Genomic DNA, 19,358 nt, shown 5'->3' on the forward strand with positions numbered 1-19,358 from the left:
GAACAGGGCTTCCCTCGGTCAGAGTTGCGCAAAGACGATCTACGACGGGCCGTGGAGCATCTCGCGGGTGAGCGCCCAGCGATCGTGGTCGCGCCAGGCGCCGTTGATGAACAGGTAGTCGGGCGAGTGCCCCTCCAGCCGGAAGCCGAGGCGCTTGACCAGGGCGGCCGACGCCGCGTTGCCCGGCTGGATGTTGGCCTCCAGCCGGTGCAGCCGCAGCGGGCCGAAGGCGTGGCGGACGACCAGCTCCAGCCCCTCGGTCAGATAACCGCGACCGGCGTGCGGCACGAACGCCCCGTATCCCAGGGAGCCGTTCTGGAAGCGGGCGCGGATGACGGCGTTGATGTTGACGAATCCGGCGATCTCACCGGTCTCGCGGAGGCAGACCAGGAAGCCCTCGCGGTCGGGCTGCCGGAACAGCGCGACGTAGGCGTCGAACTCCTCGTCGGTCGTGGCCAGTTCGAGCCAGGGGTGGTGGAGCTCGACGCTGTCCCGGGCGAGCCGGGTGAACTCCTCCCGGTCGCCGCGGCGGATGGCGCGGATGGCCGTGCGGGGTCCTTCGGCGAGGTACGCGGAGTCAGGCATCGGCCCATGCTAGGCCGTGCCCGGTGAGCCGGTCGGCTCGCCGGCGTCGGCGGACCGCCGGCCACCCGCCCTGGCCGCACACCCTCCCTAGCCTCGGCGGCGGACCAGGAGCACACCGCACAGCACGCCGACCACGCCCACGGCGAGCAGGGCGAGCCACAGCGGCATGGTCACCTCGGGGATCAGCAGCCGGATCTCGACCTCCTTGGTGTTCTCGAAGACGAAGACGAGCGCGATCACGGCGGCGGCGAGCGCGGTGATCCTGCGCGGGGTCAGCTCCCCCCTGAGACCGCCCGCGCGGTCGCCACCGGCGTTCTTCGTTGTCGGGCTCATGGCTGGAACCCTTCCGTCGGAGCCGAAGGTGCCGGCCGGGCCGCGGCCCGGCCGCTACCTTCAGGGTCCGGCATCGGCGGCCGTGCCGCCCGCGCACGGCTACGAGGCCGGCGGACGCGCCGCGCCCAGGACCGCCCGGGCGGCCGCGTAGCCGGGCCGGACGTCGCCGACGGGGAGGTCGGTCAGCGTCCAGGAGCCGACCGGCACGGGGCGGGGGCCGGTGCCCACGTAGTCGGCGGCCGGGTCGCGGGACAGGCCCGTACCGAGCCCCTTCAGATAGGCCTCCTTGCGGGTCCAGCAGCGCGCGAAGGCGGCGGGCCGGTCGGCGGCGGGCAGCCCGGCCAGCTCGGCGCGCTCCCGCGGGTGCAGGCTCGCGGCGACCTGGTCGGCGACGGCGACCGGCTGCACCTGCTCCACGTCGGCGCCCACCGGGGCGCCCGCGAAGGCGAAGAGCACCAGGTCCCCGGCGTGCGACATGTTGAAGTGCAGCGGGGTCCCGGTGACCGCCGGGCGGCCGTGCGGCGCCCCGCAGCCGGGGCACGGCTCGCGCGTGAACGGCACCGCCGCCGGATCCACGCCCAGATAGGCGCCGAGCAGCCGGCGCAGCCCGGTGTGGGCCGCGCGGTACCGCTGCCGGTCCGCCTCCCGGACGAACGCGGCCGCCCGGTCGCGCTCCTCGGCGTCCAGGACCTTGTCGGCGAGCGCGCCGTCCGGTCCGTCGGTGTACTCGGCGACGCTCAGCAGCCAGGTCCGCGGCTCCCCCTGCCAGCCGCCGGGAACGGCGTCCGGCAGCGCGTCCCGGCCCAGCATCCTGATGTCGGTCATCGGTCGCTCTTCCCCCTGTGCGTCGGCAATGGTGCGTCGGCGACGACGTGTCGCAGTCGATCACGCTACCGCCGGGCGACCGGGCTCCGCCCCGGGCCCCGGCCCTACGTGGTCAGCGTCAGGGCCGGCACGTCCGGCCGGTCGAAGCCGAAGGCCTGCGCGTACAGGGAGAGTTCGGCCTGCAGCGCCCGGACCATCGTCTCCTGCTTCCGGAACCCGTGCCCCTCCCCCTCGAACGTGAGACAGGCGTGCCGGACCCCCCGCCCGCTGATCGCCTTCAGCAGGCGCTCGCACTGCTCCGGCGGGCAGACCGGGTCCGCCAGGCCCTGGAGCAGCAGGAACGGCGCGGTGACGCGGTCGGCGTGGTGGATCGGGGACCGCTCCCGGTAGCGGTCGGGGTGCGCGTCGGCCGGGCCCAGCAGACCGTCCAGATAGCGGGACTCGAAGTCGTGGGTGCCGCCCGCGGCCCACTCGCCGGGGTCGAGCACCGGGTATTTGATCACCCCGCAGGCGTACTGGGAGGTGGTGCCGAGGGAGACCGCCGCCGTCCAGCCGCCGGCGCTGCCGCCCCGGATCGCCAGCCGGGCGCGGTCGGCGGTGCCCTCCTCGGCGAGCGCCTCGGCGACGGCCGCGCAGTCCTCGACGTCCACCACACCCCAGTTCTCCCGCAGCCGCTCCCGGTAGGCGCGGCCGTAGCCCGCCGAGCCGCCGTAGTGCACCTGGGCGACGCCGATCCCGCGCGAGGTGAAGTAGGCGATCTCCAGGTCCAGGACGAGCGGGTCGCGGTCGGTCGGGCCGCCGTGCGCCCACACGACGTACGGCGGCAGCTCCCCCTCGGGCCCGGTGCGGCCGGGATGGTGCGGCGGGTGGATGTCGGCGTGGATCTCCCGCCCGTCCGGTCCGGTGAAGGTGCGGGAGCGCGGGCGGGAGTAGTAGGCGGGGTCGACCGGGTCGGTGTGCTCGGCGCCGATGACGCGGGCCCGGCCGGTGCGGGTGTCCAGTTCAACGACCTCGTACCCGCTGCGCGTACTCGCCGCGACGCCGATCACCCGGGTGCCGGAGGCCGCCAGGGTCGCGTCCCACTCCGTCCACGGGCCGGAGGCGTCGGCGAGCTCCCCCGTCTCCGGGTCGAGGATGCCCAGGACGGCCGCGCCCCGCCCGTGGAGGACCGCGATCAGTCCGCTGTCGAGCGGCAGGAACCAGCGCCTGCCGAGCCGCCACAGGGGTCCGGCGAACTCCTCGGCGCGGGGGCACAGGCTGATCGACCCCGTGCGGTCGGCGTCGGGGTCGATCCGCTGGAGATTCCACCAGCCGCTGAGGTCCGAGACGAACAGCAGGGTGCCGTCGGCGGCCCATTCGACCTGCGCGACCGCCTCGCCGTCGCCGCCCACCAGCGGCCGTGCGCCCGTGAAGGTGCCGTCCTCGGTGACGTCGGCGAGCATCACGACCGTGCCGTCCCAGGGCATCCGCGGATGGTCCCAGGCGAGCCACGCGGCCCGCCGCCCGTCCGGGGAGAGCCGCGGGCCGGTGACGAACCGGTGGGCCCCGTCGGTCAGCTCCCGCACCGCGGCACGGTCGCCGGCGGCAGAGCCGTCCAGCGGCACGGCGGCGAGCACCCGGCGCACGTCCGTGGCGGACTCGCCGGTGAACTCCTCCAGCACGCCCCACACCTCACCCCGCTCCGGGTGGGTCTGGAGGTCCGCCCAGCGCAGTCCGCCGCCGACCGGGGAGCGCGGGGTCAGCGCCCGCGGCGGGGCGCCGCTGTCCGGCTCGTACGCGTACAGCCGCTGGTCGGCGAAGTGCGCGAAGACGATCAGCGGGCCGCCGGTGGTCCGCGGCGTCCCGGCCCAGGGGGTACCGCCGTACTCGATCACCCGGCTGCGGACGTTCCACGGCGCCGGCAGCGCGGACTCCTCGGTGCCGTCGGCGCGCCGCCGCACCAGGGTGCGGCGGCCGCCCTCGCCGGGCCGGGGCGCGGTCCACCACACCTCGTCGCCGACCACGCCCGCGTATTCCGGGCGGCCGTCGCGCGACGCGGCGAGCGCGGCGCCGATCGGTGAGCTCCAGGTCCCGTACGGGGCCGTGGACACCATGGGTTCATGCCTCCTGAAGGAAGTGGTCGAGGACGCGGACGCCGAAGTGCAGGGCGTCGACGGGCACGCGCTCGTCCACACCGTGGAAGAGCGCCGCGTAGTCGAAGCCCTCGGGGAGCTTGAGGGGGGAGAAGCCGTATCCGGCGATGCCGAGCCGGGAGAACTGCTTGGCGTCGGTGCCGCCCGACATGCAGTACGGCACGACATGGCCGCCCGGGTCGAAGGCTTCGACGGCCGCGCGCATCGCCGCGTACGTCGGGGAGTCCACCGGGGCCTGAAGGGCCGTCGTCCGGTGGTGGAACTCCCAGTCGACGTCGGGGCCGGTGAGCCGGTCCATGGTGGTCCGGAACTCCTCCTCGCCGCCGGGCAGCATCCGTCCGTCGACGTAGGCGGTGGCGCTGCCGGGGATCACGTTGATCTTGTACCCGGCCTCCAGGACCGTGGGGTTGGCGCTGTTGCGGACGGTCGGCTCGACCAGGGCGGCGGCCCGCCCGAGCTTGGCCAGCAGCTCGTCGACGTCGAAGCCGGGCGCGTCGAGGTCGGCGGCCACGCCGTCCAGCGCGGCGAGCTCGGTCAGCGCGGCCCGCACCGTCGACGTCAGCCGCACGGGCCAGCGGTGTGCCCCGATCCGGGCGACGGCGGAGGCCAGCCGGGTGACCGCGTTGTCGGGGTTGGCCTTGGAGCCGTGGCCCGCGGTGCCGCGCGCGGTGAGCCGCAGCCAGGCCGTGCCGCGCTCGCCCGCGGCGATCGGGTAGAGGCGGCGGCCGGGTCCGGCGTGGAAGGTGAAGGCCCCGGTCTCGCCGACGCCCTCGGTGCAGCCCTCGAACAGGTCGGCGTGCCGGTCGGCGAGGAAGCCGGAGCCGATCCGGGCGCTGTCCTCCTCGTCGGCGGTGAAGGCCAGCACGATGTCCCGGCGGGGCCGCACCCCGGCCCGGGCCCAGGCCCGGACGACGGCGAGGATCATCGCGTCCATGTTCTTCATGTCGATCGCGCCGCGGCCCCACACCACGCCGTCGCGGATCTCCCCGGAGAACGGGTGCACGGCCCAGTCGGCGGGCTCGGCGGGCACCACGTCCAGATGGCCGTGGAGCAGCAGCGCGTCGGCGCCGGGCTCGGTGCCCTCGATACGGGCCACCACATTGGTCCGGCCCGGCTCGCACTCCAGCAGCGTGGGGGCGATGTCCGCCTCGCCGAGCTGCTCGGCGACGTACTCGGCGGCGGGCCGCTCGCGGCAGTCCCCGCTGCCCCGGTTGGTGGTGTCGATACGGATCAGCTCGGAGGTGAACCGCACCACCTCGTCCAGCGCGGTCGCGTCCACGGCGTCGTACCGGTCAGCCATACTGCTCCTCCACCGCGGCGGAGACGATGGTGGTGACCGCCTTGAAGCAGCGGATCCCCTCGTACATGGTCGGCGAGGTGTACGCCACACGCCGCTCGCCGCTGCGCTCCACCCCGGGCACGACGGTCGCCGCCCCGGCCAGATGCTCGGCGTCGAACTCCAACTCGATGGCGAAGGGGCCGCCCCGCACCGGCTCGTGCCGCACCGCGAACGCCGCCGCCTCCTTCGCCGCGGACCGGATCGCGGCCGCCGTGGCGGCGGGGGTGCGGCACACGGCGGCGTACCGCGAGACGTAGTCCTTGACGGCGACGAGGCGGGCGTCCGGCGCGTACGCCCGCGCGTCCTGGCAGGTCCGGTCGTCGCCGGTCACGAGCACCACCGGCACCCCGTACTCCGCGACGACCAGCGAGTTCAGCAGGCCCTCGCTCGCGCGGACGCCGCCGACCCACACACCGGTGATGGAGTTGGCGAGGTAGGTATGGGCCAGGACGCCCTCGGTGCCCGCGCCGGTGTGGTAGCCGACGAACGCGACGCCGTCCACGTCACCGTGCTGCACGCCCTCGACCATGCTCAGGCTCTTGTGCCGGCCGGTGAGCATCCGCGCCCGCTCGTCCAGCTCCTCCAGCAGCAGGTTGCGCATGTCCCAGTGCGCCTCGTTGACGAGCACCTCGTCGGCTCCGCCGTCGAGGAACCCGGTGACCGCGGCACTCACATCCGAGGTGAACAGCCTGCGGCAGCGCTCCCACTGCGGCGTGCCGGGCAGCACGTCCGCCGGCCAGGTCACCCCCGTGGCGCCCTCCATGTCCGCGCTGATGAGGATCTTCACGGGTTCCTCCGCTCCCCGGGCCGGCAGATCGTGTCGACATGACTATGCCCATGATGACCCGCGCCGTGCGTGGAGAAGGGAGGTTCAGCGTCGTGTTGGCCCTGTCAGTACGTGCGTTGGCGCTGCCGGCGCCTCCCGCTGCCTGTCCGCGTCGTGGGCCGGACGCCCGGGCGCGTCCGCCGCGTCCGCGGCCGATTGGCGGCGCATGTCCTCCAGGCCCCGTTGCAGCGCCCGCCGCAGCGCCCGGCCCAGGGGGCGCTCGACGCACCGGTGCAGCACCCACGCGGCCACCAGCATCACCGCGAGCACCGCGAGCACCAGCGCCGGCGCGGGCATGCGGCCCTGCAGCCAGTGGATCAGCGTCAGCCCGATGTACTGGTGCACCAGGTACAGCGGGTAGGTCAGGGCGCCCGCCGTGGCGAGCCAGCGCCACCGCACCCGGTCGAACGCGCCCAGGGCGACGCCCGCCATGATCGCGAACATCACGGCGATCGCCAGCCGTGCCGGCCAGAACGGGATCGGGTCCTCGGTGTCGGTGAGGTTGTCGGCGATCCGCTTGCCCACGTGGTGCTCGGCCAGCAGCAGGGAGACGAGCACCAGCGCCCATAGCAGCGCGTTCGGCCGGTACCGGTGCATCAGATAGAACGCGATACCGGCGACGAAATATGGGGCGAACAGTGGCATGGCCCACATGTCGAGCAGTTTGTTGTCCGCCGTCGGCGCGATGACCGCCGCCGCCGTCCAAATACCGCAGAACACCACGCACTTACGGTAAGTGACCCCGGTGGCCACCACGATCGCGAACAGCGCGTAGAACTTGAGCTCGATGAAGAGCGTCCAGTAGACGCCGTCGACATCGGACACGCCGAGGCCCTGCTGGAGCATGGTGAGGTTGGTGAGCACCTCGTCCCAGCCGGCCACGGTCCGCACCTGCGGCCACAGCGAGACGACCGTCGCGGTCAGCAGCACCGCGACCCAGTAGGCGGGGTAGATGCGGGAGATCCGGGACACCACGAAGTCGCCCAGCGTCCTCCCCCAGGTGCTCATGCAGATGACGAACCCGCTGATCAGGAAGAACAGCTCGACGCCCAGCCAGGCGTACTGCAGCCCCTGGTGCAGGCTGGGGAAGATCGTTCGGGGGTCCTGGTCCCAGCCGCCGTACAGGGCGACGTAGTGGTACATCACGACCATGACGGCCGCGAGGAGACGCAACAGGTCCAGAACATAGAGTCTTGGTGCCGACCGCCGGAGTGCCGCCCCGCCATCGAGATCGCCTCGTCCGGCGAATCGCATATGTCGTCTCCTCCTCACCGGATGATTCCTCCGCGCGTGGAATCATTTCCGGTGCATGCTGACATACGAAAGCCGAATCCGCCGAGACAGGGGCCGCCGGAGCCCTCATCGCATTGCTTCGCCGAAAAAACGGATAAAAACTCCGCAATAAAGGGAACCGGGCGGCCCGGTCCGCCATCTGAGGTCCTTATGGCGGCCAATGGCGTGGCGATAATCAGGGTCTGGCGTCGATGGTGCCGGCCGCGCCCGTCGTCTCCGCCCGCTCCGCGCGGAACACCAGCTGGTCGTCCGCCACCGCGACCCGCACCCGCTGGCCGCCGGCGAGCCGGCCCTCGAGCACCATCTTGGAGAGCGGGTTGTCGACCTCGCGCTGGATGGTGCGGCGCAGCGGCCTCGCCCCGTACTCGGGCTGGTGGCCGCGGTGGACGAGCCAGTCAACGGCCTCCGGCGCGAAGGCGACGCCGATGTCCTGCGCCCGCAGCCGGCGGCGGGTCTCGTCCAGCAGCAGGTCGGTGATCTGGTGCAGCTGCTCGTCGGCGAGCCGCCGGAAGATGACGATCTCGTCGATGCGGTTGAGGAACTCGGGCCGGAAGTGCTCACGCAGCGGGCGCAGCGCCCGATCCCGCGCGGCCGTCTCGTCCGCCTCGCCGCCCTCGGCGCCGAAGCCGAGGACGCCGCGGCCGCCGACCGCCTCCGAGCCGAGGTTGCTCGTCATCACGATGACGGTGTTCTTGAAGTCGACCGTACGGCCCTGGGCGTCGGTCAGCCGCCCGTCGTCCAGCACCTGGAGCAGCAGGTTGAAGACGTCCGGGTGGCCCTTCTCCACCTCGTCCAGCAGCACCAGCGAGTACGGGTGGCGGCGCACGGCCTCGGTGAGCTGCCCGGCGTCCTCGTGGCCGACGTAGCCGGGCGGGGACCCCACCAGCCTGCTGACGGTGTGCCGCTCCTGGTACTCGCTCATGTCGAGTCGCACCATGCGCTCATCGCTGCCGAACAGCGCTTCGGCGAGGGCGCGCGCCAGCTCGGTCTTGCCCACCCCGGTGGGTCCGAGGAACAGGAAGCTGCCGATCGGCCGGCTGGGGTCGGCGAGACCGGCCCGGGAGCGCAGCACCGCGTCCGCGACGACGGTGACCGCCTCGTCCTGGCCGATGACCCGCCGGTGGAGGTGCTCCTCCAGACCGAGGAGGCGGTCCTTCTCCTCCTGGGTCAGGCTGCTGGCCGGGATGCCGGTCTGCCGGGAGACCACCTCGGCGATGTCCTCGGCGGTGACCTCGATGACCAGCCCGTCACCGGTCTGCGTTCCGTGCCCGGCCCGGATCCGCTCGTCGAGTTCGTTGATCCGGTCCCGCAGCTCGGTGGCGTGCTCGTACTGCTCGCTGGCGACCGCCTGGTCCTTGTCCCGGTGCAGCTGTTCGAGCTCGCGTTCCATGGCCCGTACGTCGGTGGCCGGGGCCTTGGCCCGCAGCCGTACCCGCGCTCCGGCCTGGTCCATCAGGTCGATGGCCTTGTCGGGCAGGAACCGGTCGGTGATGTAGCGGTCGGACAGCTCCACGGCGGCCAGCAGCGCCTGGCCGGTGTACCGCACCTGGTGGTGCGCCTCGTAGCGGTCCTGGAGCCCGCGCAGGATCTCCAGCGCGTCCGCGGGGGCGGGCTCGGGTACGAGGACCGACTGGAAGCGGCGGGCGAGGGCCGCGTCCTTCTCGATGTACCGGCGGTACTCCTCCATGGTGGTGGCGCCGATGACGTGCACCTCGCCGCGGGCCAGCGCGGGCTTGAGCAGGTTGCTCGCGTCCATCGCCCCGCCCTCGGAGCCGCCGCCCGCCCCGACGACCGTGTGCAGCTCGTCGATGAAGATCACGAGCTGGTCGGTGTGGGTGCGGATCTCCTCGATGATGCCGTTCATCCGCTGCTCGAAGTCGCCGCGGTAGCGGGTGCCGGCGACGACGCCGGACAGGTCCAGCGCGATGACCCGGCGGTCGACGAGCGTGACGGGCACGTCACCCGTGGCGATCCGCTGGGCGAGCCCCTCGACGATGGCGGTCTTGCCGACGCCGGCGTCGCCGATGAGCACCGGGTTGTTCTTGCCCCGGCGGGAGAGCACCTCGACGGTCTGCTCGATCTGCAGCTCGCGCCCGATCACCGGGTCGATCTGGCCGGCCCGGGCCATGTCGGTCAGGTCGCGGCCGTACTTGTCGAGCAGCGGCGTCTCGCTCGGGGCGGGCCGCTGCTCGGCCCCGGCGGGCGGCGGGCTCTTCGGCTTCGCGGCCGCGGCCGGGTCGAAGTGGGCCGCGGTGAGGATCCGGCCCGCGGCCGAGTCGGGGTTGGCTGCGAGCGCCCTGAGCACGTGTTCCGGGCCGATGTAGGAGACCCCGTTGGCCTGTGCCAGCTCGTGGGCGGCGAGCAGGGCGCGCTTGACCGCCGGGGTGACGGATATCGCGGACTGCGGCGGCCCGTCACCGACCGTACGGTCGATCTCCGTGACCAGCGTGTCGGGATCGGCACCGGAACGCGCCACCAGGCTCCGGGTCGGCTCGGTGGTGAGCGCCGCCCTGAGCAGGTGCTCGGTTTCCAGATCGGTGCTGCCGTGCTCGGCCGCGTACGCGGCGGCGCCCGCGATCAGCTGCCGGGTGGGCTCGCTCATCAGGCGGCCGATGTCGATCTGCCGGGGCCCGGACCGCGGCCCGCCGGGCACTCCCGTCGTGCCGCCGAAGAAACGTGAGAGGAACTCCTCGATCGGATCCCGGCCGGAGCCCTTCGGACCCATTGACCCGCTGCTCATACGTGTCCGATCCGGTGTCCTGACCCCCGAGCGGGCCCGAAGTCCGGCTGCCCTGGCCGGGACACACAGCGCTGATAGAGGTGGTCTTCCCGAGCCGAGTGCCCCGGCCGATCTCGGTTACACCTACGGCTCGGGCGCCGGGCCGCTACCCGCCGGTTCGCGGTGGAAGTCGGCGAGGTCCAGACGGCGGGTCCGGCGCCGGTAGGCGAAGGTGAAGCCGGGCCAGTTGTTGGTGTTCCTGCCCGCCGCGTTCTTGTACCAGCTCATGCAGCCGCGATCCCAGACCGTGGCCCGGATGCGCCGCCGCACCTCGTCGTTGAAGGCGTCCTGCACGTCGGCGCGCACCTCCAGCCACCGGGTCCGGCCCCGGCCGAGCACCGCGACGGCCTGCATGACGTAGGCCATCTGGCTTTCGAGCATGAAGATGATCGAGCTGTGGCCGAGGTTGGTGTTGGGCCCGTACAGCATGAACAGGTTCGGGAATCCGTGCACGGTGAGCCCGAGATAGGCCTCGGCGCCGTGCCGCCAGGTCTCGTGCAGATCGCGCCCGTCCCGGCCGGTGATCCTCATCGGTGCCAGGAAGCCGCCGGCGTGGAAGCCGGTGCCGTAGATCAGGACGTCGAACGGGCGGGTCGTGCCGTCCTCGGTGACGAGCCCGGTCGGGGTGACCTCGGTGACGCGGTCGTCCACCACGCGCACGTTCGGCCGGTCGAGCGCGGGATACCAGTCGTCGGACAGCAGCACCCGGGCGCAGCCGAGCGGACTGGTCGGGGTGATCCGCGCGCGCAGCCCCGGGTCGCCGACCCTTCTCCCGAGGTGGCGTCTGACGCGCAGCGCGTACGGCGCGGCGAGCGCCGGGAACCGAGTGAGGCCGAGCGCCCGGGACTCCAGCGTCCAGTAGGTGGCCCAGCGGCTGAGCCGCTGGAGGGCGGGGACCCGGGTGAGCAGCCGGGTGACCGCCTTCGGGTACCGATAGTCCGGCTTGGGCAGGACGTGCGGCGGGTCGAGCTGGAACACCGTCACCGACGCCGCGGTCCTGGCGATCTCGGGGACGAACTGCACGGCGCTCGCGCCGGTGCCGAGCACCGCGATCCGCTTCCCGGCCAGCTCGGCGTCGTGCCGCCAGGCCGCGGAGTGGAACTGCGGACCCGCGAAGGACTCCCGGCCGGGGAGAGGCGGGATCGCCGGCCGGGACAGCTGGCCGGTCGCGGTGATCAGGACCTCGGCCCGATGGACCGCTCCGTCGGTCGTGGTGAGCGTCCAGACCCCGTCGGCGAAGTCCGCCGCCGCGATCTCCGTATCCAACCGCAGGTGCTCGCGCAGCCCGAAGCGTTCGACGCAGTCCCGCTGGTACGCGTGGATCTCCCGCTGCCCGGCGAACCGGCGGGACCAGCGCGGATTGGGCGCGAACGAGAACTCGTACAGATGCGAGGGAACGTCGCAGGCGGCGCCGGGATAGGTGTTGTCGCGCCAGACGCCGCCGACCTCCGCCGCCTTCTCGAAGACGGTGAACGTAGTGATGCCGGCCTGGCGCAGCCGGATGGCCGCGCACAGGCCGCCGAAGCCCGCGCCGACGACGGCTATGCGGGGTGTGGCCGCCGATCGGGACGCCGTCATGGACGGCCACCGCGAGCGTCTCCGAGCGGGTCCGCGTCGAGTGCGCCCCGCGCCGCCCCGTCCGCCGGGCGCCGCGGAGCCGGCCGCTCCCGGTGCCGCGGCACGCCGCAGTCCGGAGTCACCGGCACCCGGTCGTGCCCGCTGATCTCCACGACGGGACAGCCGAGTTCGAGCACCTGCTCGACGATCCGCCCGGCCGCGGCGGGCCCCATGCCGGGGAGGACGCCGGGCAGCCGCTCGGCGAGTTGTTCGGCGTCGGGGAGCTCGGTGTGCGGTGCGAAGGCGGGCGAGAACCGCGCCCGGTCGGGACCGTCGCCGTCCGGCTCGATCCAGGCCGCGTCGGCCGCGAGCACCAGCAGCCCTCCGGTCCCCGGGCCGACCAGCGGATACGCCCACCACAGCACGTCGACCGGGCCGTCCGCGCGATCGCTCATCCGGGCACGGCCCGAGGTGGGGCAACGCGTCTCACCGGGCAGGCAGGCGTCCGGGTCGAGGCAGTTGGAGCCGAGACCGCGCAGGGCTCCCGAGACCGGCATCAGATCGGCGGCCGGTGCCCCAACGGCCGCCTCACGACTCGTCCCGAAGAGTCTTCCGGCGCCGCTGCTCCAATGCGTCACCAGCCCGTCCGTGCCCACGGCGACGACAGCAAGCGGAATCCGTCCGGACACCGGCATGAGGGGAAGGCTCCTTCGCACGCGACGATCTGCGGCATCAAATGACACCGTACGGGGGCGACGAGGCGCCGCGGGAGGCATTACCCGAACTGGTGGCACGCCCCCGCGCACACCCGCGCGCCCCGTCCCGCCGCGGTGTCCCCCTCCCCCCGGAGAGCGGGCCCCGCGGCCACGCCCTAGTCCTCGTAGCCGAGTTGGAGATCCCGCTCCGTACGGCCCCCGCCCGCCACCTGGAGCACGGTCGCCACCGGCGGGTAGCCCGCCGCGATCACGGTGTACTCGCCCGCCGACAGGTCGATGAAGCGGAACGCGCCGTCGGAGCCGGTGGTCACCGTGTCGACCACGTTGCCCGCGGCGTCCAGCAGCGTGACCCGCGCGTCCTCCACCAGCCGCCCGCCCGTGGCGGTCACGACCCCGCGCAGCACCGCGCCGCCGGCCAGTTCGATGTCCTGCCGGGTCTCGCGGGCGGCCTGGACGGTCACCGGCAGGGCGGCGGGCCGGAAGGCGGGGGCGCTGGAGGCGAGGGTGTACTCCCCGGCCACCAACTCGCTGATGACGTAAGCGCCTTCGCGGCCGCTGCGGGTGGAGGCCACGACCTCGCCGCGGACGTCGGTGAGGGTCACCATGGCGTCCCGTACGGGGGTGCCGTCGGCGGTGTGCACGGTTCCGGCGAGCCGCCCGGCGCCGCCGAGGACCACGTCGAGTTCCACGGGCCGGTCGCCGACGGTGACGGTGACGGCCTGCGGCTGGTGTCCGCCCGCGGCCGCGATGAGGACGTACGAACCGGCGCCGGGGGTGGCCAGCGCGTAGCGGCCGTCCTCGCCGCTCGCGCCGCGCCCGATCTGCCGCCCGCCCACATCGATGAGGGTGAGCGCGGCGCGCGGCACGGTGCTGCCGTCGTGGTGCTGCACTGTGCCGCAGACCGGGACGCCCGCGACATAGCCGGAGGCGGGTCCGGCCATGGGCCCGGCGGCGGTGGCGGTCGCGGGAGCGGCGACGGGCGCGGTGGCGGCGGCCGGGTTCACGGGGGCGGCGACGGTGGCGGTCGCGGCGGAGAAGCGGGCGCTCGGTACGCCCTGGTCGGCCGTGGGGGCACCTCCCGGACGGAGTTCGGGGGAGGGTTCGGTGGTGGACACCAACGGTTTCTCCTTGAGGAGGAAGGCGAGCAGGAAGCCCAGGACGAGCACCGGCACGAGGTAGAGGAAGATCCGCGGCATGGCGTCGGCGTAGGCGGTGATGTAGCCGTCGCGCAGCTCCGGGGGCAGGGCGTGCACCATCTCCGGGGTGATCGACTCGGGGTCGGGCAGCCGTTCGTCGGCGGGGAGTTCGGCCGCCAGCCGGTCGGCGAGGCGCTGGGCGAGCAGGGTGCCGAAGACCGCGGCGCCCATGCTGCCGCCGATCTGCCGGAAGTAGTTGCTGGCGCTGGTGGCGGCGCCGAGGTCGGCGGGGTCCGCGGAGTTCTGCACGGCGAGGGTGAGGACGGGCATGACCAGGCCGACGCCGAGCCCGAGGACGCCCATCGCCAGGCTGTACTCCAGTCGGGAGGCGTCCTCGTCCAGCCGGGAGAGCAGCCACATGCCCGCGGCGGAGGCCGCGCAGCCCGCGATGGGCCAGATCCGGTAGCGGCCGGTACGGCTGATCAGCACTCCGGAGACGCAGGACGCCACGACGAGGCCGCCCATCATCGGCAGCATCAGCAGCCCGGACTCGGTGGCGCTGACGCCGTCGACCATTTGCAGGAAGGTGGGCAGATAGCTGCCGGCGCCGAAGAGCGCGACGCCGGTCAGCGCGCCGATGACGCCCGTGACGTTGAAGATCGAGTCGCGGAACAGCCGCAGGGGGATGACCGGTTCAGAGACGAAGTGCTCCACGAGGACGAAGAGCAGGATCGCGCCGAGCGCGCCCGCCGCCAGCCCGAGGATGACGCGGGACTTCCATTCGTACTCGGTGCCGCCCCAACTGCTCAGCAGCACCAGGCAGATGGAGGCGGCGGTCAGCAGCACCGCGCCGAGGACGTCGAAGCGGGGCCGGCGGACGGGCCTGGGCAGTTTGAGGCCGAGGGCGATGACGAGGAAGGTGGCCAGCGCGATGGGGAGGTTGATGTAGAAGCACCAGCGCCAGGAGGCGTGGTCGGTGAAGAAGCCGCCGAGCAGCGGTCCTGCGATGGAGGCGAGGCCGTAGACGCCGGTCATCAGGCCCATGAAGGGGCCGCGCCGACGGGGCGGCACGATGTCGGCCGTGATCGCCTGGATGCCGATCATGAGCCCGCCGCCGCCCGCGCCCTGGATGGCCCGCGCGACGATCAACTGGTCCATGGTCCGGGCCCAGCCCGCGAACGCGGATCCGGCGGCGAAGACGACGAGCGCGAAGAGGAAGACGCTCTTGCGGCCGAGGAGGTCGCCCGCCTTGCCGTAGATGGGCAGGACGACGGTGGTGGCGAGGAGGTAGGCGGTGACGATCCAGGACATCTTGCCCAGACCGCGCAGATCTCCGACGACCTCGGGGAGTGCGGTGGCGACGATGGTCTGGTCGAGGGCGGCGAGCGTCAGCGTCAGCATCAGGCCGACGAAGATCACCCGGACCCGGGCGGGGCTGAGCGGTGCCGGCGGCGCTGCGGCATGGGCATCGGGCCCGGCGGCAGCAGCGTCCGGCTCGACCGCGGTCCGGCCGTCGTTCGGCTCGCCGGGCTCGTGGCCGTACCTCACGTCGTAGACGATGCGGCCCTGGCCCCCGATGAGGCCGGTCGCGCCACCCTCCCCCGAAGCCCCTGGGGCCTCAGGGACCTCCGGGCCCTCTGTGGGCGCGGCTGGACTCCCGCCGCCGTTCACCAAGGTGGTCCCACCCACGTGCCTCTCCCCTATCGTCGCGCCTGCGCCGCCGCCCATTTCTCGCATTACGCGACAACAACGAGCAAGCGCGACGATTTATAGAAGAGAAGGACACAAACCGCTTTCTGGCCGGTCGGAGCGGCTACGGCGAACCACTGAGCCGCCGGGAAAACCACTCGAACCGGTGAGTCTGCCGGGAGTCCCGGCTGACGATCACTTCTCCACTTCGGCCGCCAGGTTGGCGAGCACCGCGTCGTAGATCCGGCCAAGCCCCTTGGGCGCGAAGGTCCTCTCGAAGAATCCGCCGATGCCGCCCGCACCGGTCCACGTCGTGGTGACCGTCACCCGCGACCGCCCCTCGCCCGCGGGGGTGACCGTCCAGGTGGTGACCATCGAGGAGTTGCGGTCCTTCTCGACCAGCTGCCCGTCGGTCGGTTCGGCGACCTCCAGCAGGCAGTCGCGGACCCGCTTGCTGGTGGCCTGGAGCTTCCAGTGCACCAGCGTGCCCTCGCCGTCGCCGCCCTCGCGCACGTCGTACTCGCTGAAGTGCTCCGTCAGCAGCTTGGCGCGGGTGTCGCTGTAGTCGGCGAGGGCATCGAACACGTCCTCGGGCTTGCCCGTGACGATCCGCTCCGTGGTGGCCTCGACCTGGCCCATGTGCTGTTCCTCCTGCACGCGTCTGCCTGTGGCGTATTCGCCTCGCGGCAAGCCAACCACCTGACGGGCGACCGCCCAAATCCAGGGTTGACGGGACACGTGGGAACGTATGTTCTATTCTCTCTCGTACAGAGAGACCAGGAGGTGTGCCATGCGCTGGGACAACCTGACCCCGGACGGCACCGCCGCCGCCCCCGCCCTCTTCGGCACCGACGAGGTCGTCACCCGTACGTTCGACACCCCCGAGTTCCGCGGGATCACCTTCCACGAGATCCGCGCGAAGTCGATCGTGAACAAGGTGCCCGGAGCGTCCCGGATGCCCTTCGAGTGGACGGTGAACCCGTACCGCGGCTGCACCCACGCCTGCCCGTAGTGCAGCGTCTCACAACGGACCCGCTGAGGAGCGAAGAACCCCGTTCATCTGCCGGGGGACACAGACGAACGGGGTTCCGTCACCCGGCTACCGGGACCGTCAGTGCCGGGGCGCTGGGTCGACCAGTAGCGGGGGGCTTAGCGGGGCAGCCACTTCTCTCGGGTTCCGCCCGCGCACTGGATGCACGGCACCTTGCGAGTGAAGTCGCACGTCTTGCATCCCTCAAGGAAGCCGCCGCAATCGGGGCACCAGACCTCACGCCATCCGATGCAGTAACCGCAGTAGGTCAATGGCTGTGCCGTCTCCGGTGCAGGTCCCGCAGCGCGTCCAGATGCCGGTACAGGCGGCGATACCTCACGTGGCGGCACCAGCCGTCTTCGATCGCGTCGAGTAGCCGGGACCACGCGCTTGCCACTCGCATCAGGCACGCGCCCCGCCAGCAGAGCCGTCGGCTTCCTGGGCTGCATCAGCAGGCACGGACAACCGTGCACCCCGGCTCTCAGCGACCCTCAGCGCATCAGTCAGGCACTCGGACAGCCTGGCGACCACGAACCGCAGTTCCGATGCAGACGCTTTGGGGTCGTTCACGGCCGCGCGGGCGTGCTCCAGCAGCTCAGCGCCAACCCGCAGTTGCACGGCTTCCAGCTCATCAGCAAGCCGGGACAGATACCCGTCTCCGTCTCCCTCGCTCAGGTAGCACGGCTTTCCATCTGGCGACCGCCATGGCAGTAACCGCGCAACGCTGCGCATAATGCGCCCCCTCGGTCTCGACAGTGGGTCGAAGGACCGTAGGGGGCAATGAAGTTGGCGAAGGGGACAGAGTGTCCCCCCACCCTTCCGGGGGACTACGCAGCCACGCCGACAGCTTCCGCCAGCGCGACGGCCTCACCCTTCAACGGCCCCGACGCCGTACGAGCCAACTGAGCGGCAAGGGAGCGCGCGAACGGCACGTAGCGGATACCTTCCGGGGTCACGCGGTGAGCGTGGTTGAGGTAGTGCAGTGCTGCCGCTGTCTCTCGCTTCTGCTGGTGGCCAGCGGCGATGTCCAGCAGCAGGCGTGAACGGCGCTCCAAAGAGCCGACATCTTCGGGAGAGATCGCCTCAGCCCGCCGCAGCGCCTCACCAGGCGTCAACAGCCCAACGCCGACGCTGACGCCGTGAATCGCGACGTTGGACGCGTCGAATGCCGAGGGGGTGTGCGTGTAGCCAGCGGGGAGGCGCTGCGCCGTACGGTCAGCCTCATTGAGGTACCGCTCAGCGTCGCCGGTACGTCCGTCCAGACCGCACGAGACGGCCGCTTGCAGGTTCAGCGCGCCATAGGCGCCGAGGACTTCCGCCGCCCCATCCTCAAGCTGGTCACGGAGCAGCGACATACCCGCTTCGTCGGTCTGAACGGCGTCTTCCCCGAACCCGGCCGCGCGCTGCCCGATCGCCGTGGACCAGGCCGCCAGCGCGAGCGACACAGGGTTGTCGGCTTCCTCGCTGTGCGCCCTGCCACGGTCCAGCGCCAGCCAGTACAGCTCCGGCTCGCTGATGTGTGCCAAGAGGCGCTGAACGAGCCGGTACAGGTCAGCGGTAGCGGCATGAGCGTTACGGCGCTCCGCCCCCTGGTGCGCACGGATGCACGCGTGAGCATCACGGACCAAGTCGGGCAGCAGTGCACCCACTTCCGTTCGCTGATGGGTGCTGCCGTGCCAGAGCCGCCACGCGCCCTCCACGCGGCCTTTCAGCGCCTCGGGGGACGTGGCGCCCACGGTGGGCGTACCACCGAACGAGACGCCGTGCAGCGCCGCCCTGATGGCCGGTACGGCCCCGTGCGACAGCTTGCCGACCGCTTCGGCGGGGATGCTCAGGTCTCCCCCTGTCAGCGTCGCGACATCCGGCACACGCAACGCGTTGGCCAGTCGCACAAGGTGTGTGATCGACGTAAGGCTCCGGTCACCATTCTCGATCTTCTTGAGCCAATCGGAGGACCTGCCGACCAATCCGGCCAGCACGGGGCGAGAGAGCCCCCGTCGTTCCCGTAGCACGCGGATACGCTCGCCGGTCGTCAGCTCTTCAGGCAGGTCATCAATCGCCATGGCGCACTCCTGACAAGGTATGAAGCCCTCGGATCAGCGTACGCCCGGCAAGTGGCCACGGACACGGGGGAATCAACGACATCGGCGAACGCGAGCGACCATGAAACCCCGTACTGACTGCCATACCTGTGCGGTGCCGCTCGGGCTGCAACTGGGCACATCCCCACCCCTTCACGGGGTCGTTCTCCGGTGCCGCCCGTCGCGTCTTCGCTGGTCAGCTTGCCAGCGTCACCGAAAAACGTGATCGCACCCAGCGTGCACGCTTCGGGCTTGAGCCGGGGTCGCCAGCGGGTCTGTCGCCTGAACTTTGATCACGGCTACCCCACGGTCCGGACATGAGAAAGGCCGTCCACCACTACGGGCAGACGGTCTCTCCGGTCAGGCCAGGCTATTCGGCGTCGCTCAGTGCCCGGTACAGCGTCGCACGGGACACCTTGAGCGCCTTGGCAATGGCCGTGACGCTCTCACCCTTGGCCCGGCGTGCCTTGGCAGCAGCGAGCTTGTCACCGTCCATCACGGTCGGCCGTCCGCCCGTACGACCCTGCGCCTTGGCAGCATCCAGACCCGCGCGGGTCCGCTCCACGATCATGTCTCGCTCAAGCTCAGCAAAGGCAACCATCATCGTGAAGAAGAACTTGCCCTCACCCTTAGGGGAGTAGCTACCGGCCAGCGTCCCCGTCAGAATCCGCAGACTGATCCCCCGCGCGTGCAGGTCCTCAGCGATCGTGAGCACGTCCTTCGTGGAGCGCCCGAGGCGATCCAGCTTCCACACGCAGAGCGTGTCCCCCTCGCGCATGTAGTCCAGCGCCGCCATGAGCCCGGCCCGGTCGGCGTTCTTGCCCGACGCCTTGTCCTCGAAGACGCGTGAGCAACCCGCATCGCTCAGTGCGTCTGCCTGGAGCTGCGCGTCCTGCGCGTTGGTGCTAACTCGCTTGTAGCCGATGAGGGTTCCGGTGTTCGTCGCCATGCACCAATCGTCTCAGAACCCGTCTCAGAACACTAGGGGTTTCCGGCGTGTTTTGAGACGGGTTTTGGGCGCACCTCGGGGCCGACTC

14 protein-coding genes and 1 pseudogene are annotated in these 19,358 nt (G+C 71.9%); 1 reads left to right on the plus strand and 14 read right to left on the minus strand.

Annotated features, from left to right (window positions below; all coding sequences use genetic code 11):
• Positions 1–39: 39 nt before the first annotated feature.
• The 12 genes from ACQUSR_RS05945 to ACQUSR_RS06000 form a co-directional block, all read right to left on the minus strand.
• A complete protein-coding gene (locus ACQUSR_RS05945; protein WP_431041481.1) occupies positions 40–585 on the minus strand; it encodes a GNAT family N-acetyltransferase in 546 nt (181 codons plus the stop codon).
• 87 nt (positions 586–672) lie between these two features.
• Positions 673–918 carry a DUF1049 domain-containing protein gene (locus ACQUSR_RS05950; protein WP_431041482.1) on the minus strand — a complete coding sequence of 82 codons (246 nt, stop codon included), beginning with the start codon at positions 916–918 and terminating at the stop codon, positions 673–675.
• A gap of 99 nt (positions 919–1,017) precedes the next feature.
• Positions 1,018–1,743 carry a 4'-phosphopantetheinyl transferase family protein gene (locus ACQUSR_RS05955; RefSeq protein ID WP_431041483.1) on the minus strand — a complete coding sequence of 242 codons (726 nt, stop codon included), beginning with the start codon at positions 1,741–1,743 and terminating at the stop codon, positions 1,018–1,020.
• Positions 1,744–1,847: 104 nt separating this feature from the next.
• Positions 1,848–3,836, minus strand: a complete 1,989-nt coding sequence (locus ACQUSR_RS05960) for a prolyl oligopeptidase family serine peptidase (protein ID WP_431041484.1) — start codon at positions 3,834–3,836, stop codon at positions 1,848–1,850.
• Between the two features lie 4 nt (positions 3,837–3,840).
• Positions 3,841–5,175: a M20/M25/M40 family metallo-hydrolase gene (locus tag ACQUSR_RS05965; RefSeq protein ID WP_431041485.1), complete on the minus strand. Its 1,335-nt coding sequence runs from the start codon at positions 5,173–5,175 to the stop codon at positions 3,841–3,843.
• A complete protein-coding gene (locus ACQUSR_RS05970) occupies positions 5,168–6,001 on the minus strand; it encodes a M55 family metallopeptidase (RefSeq protein WP_431041486.1) in 834 nt (277 codons plus the stop codon). Before ACQUSR_RS05970 ends, ACQUSR_RS05965 begins: the two co-directional genes overlap by 8 nt.
• 84 nt (positions 6,002–6,085) lie before the next feature.
• Positions 6,086–7,213, minus strand: a complete 1,128-nt coding sequence (locus tag ACQUSR_RS05975) for an acyltransferase family protein (RefSeq protein WP_431041487.1) — start codon at positions 7,211–7,213, stop codon at positions 6,086–6,088.
• A 295-nt stretch (positions 7,214–7,508) separates the two neighbouring features.
• Positions 7,509–10,073, minus strand: a complete 2,565-nt coding sequence (locus ACQUSR_RS05980; RefSeq protein WP_431041488.1) for an ATP-dependent Clp protease ATP-binding subunit — start codon at positions 10,071–10,073, stop codon at positions 7,509–7,511.
• A 123-nt stretch (positions 10,074–10,196) separates the two neighbouring features.
• On the minus strand, positions 10,197–11,690 hold the full coding sequence (locus tag ACQUSR_RS05985) for a flavin-containing monooxygenase (RefSeq protein WP_431041489.1): 1,494 nt from the start codon (positions 11,688–11,690) through the stop codon (positions 10,197–10,199).
• The gene (locus tag ACQUSR_RS05990; protein WP_431041490.1) at positions 11,687–12,364 is read right to left on the minus strand and encodes a hypothetical protein; all 678 of its coding nucleotides are present in this window, start codon (positions 12,362–12,364) and stop codon (positions 11,687–11,689) included. The genes ACQUSR_RS05985 and ACQUSR_RS05990 overlap by 4 nt, the downstream gene beginning before the upstream one ends.
• A gap of 176 nt (positions 12,365–12,540) precedes the next feature.
• On the minus strand, positions 12,541–15,249 hold the full coding sequence (locus tag ACQUSR_RS05995; RefSeq protein WP_431041491.1) for an MFS transporter: 2,709 nt from the start codon (positions 15,247–15,249) through the stop codon (positions 12,541–12,543).
• Positions 15,250–15,405: 156 nt separating this feature from the next.
• On the minus strand, positions 15,406–15,849 hold the full coding sequence (locus tag ACQUSR_RS06000; RefSeq protein ID WP_431041492.1) for an SRPBCC family protein: 444 nt from the start codon (positions 15,847–15,849) through the stop codon (positions 15,406–15,408).
• A 151-nt stretch (positions 15,850–16,000) separates the two neighbouring features.
• Here ACQUSR_RS06000 and ACQUSR_RS06005 point away from each other — a divergent pair.
• Positions 16,001–16,216 (plus strand): annotated as a pseudogene (locus ACQUSR_RS06005) (Rv2578c family radical SAM protein); the annotation flags it as partial.
• An 851-nt stretch (positions 16,217–17,067) separates the two neighbouring features.
• On the opposite strand, the gene ACQUSR_RS06010 reads toward ACQUSR_RS06005, so the two are convergent.
• Both ACQUSR_RS06010 and ACQUSR_RS06015 read right to left on the minus strand, forming a co-directional pair.
• A complete protein-coding gene (locus ACQUSR_RS06010; RefSeq protein WP_431041493.1) occupies positions 17,068–18,303 on the minus strand; it encodes a helix-turn-helix domain-containing protein in 1,236 nt (411 codons plus the stop codon).
• Between the two features lie 388 nt (positions 18,304–18,691).
• Entirely contained in the window at positions 18,692–19,270 is a 579-nt protein-coding gene (locus ACQUSR_RS06015) for a recombinase family protein (protein ID WP_431041494.1), read from the minus strand.
• Positions 19,271–19,358 lie beyond the last annotated feature (88 nt).

Source organism: Streptomyces sp. P1-3 (assembly GCF_050613155.1).
GTDB lineage: Bacteria > Actinomycetota > Actinomycetes > Streptomycetales > Streptomycetaceae > Streptomyces.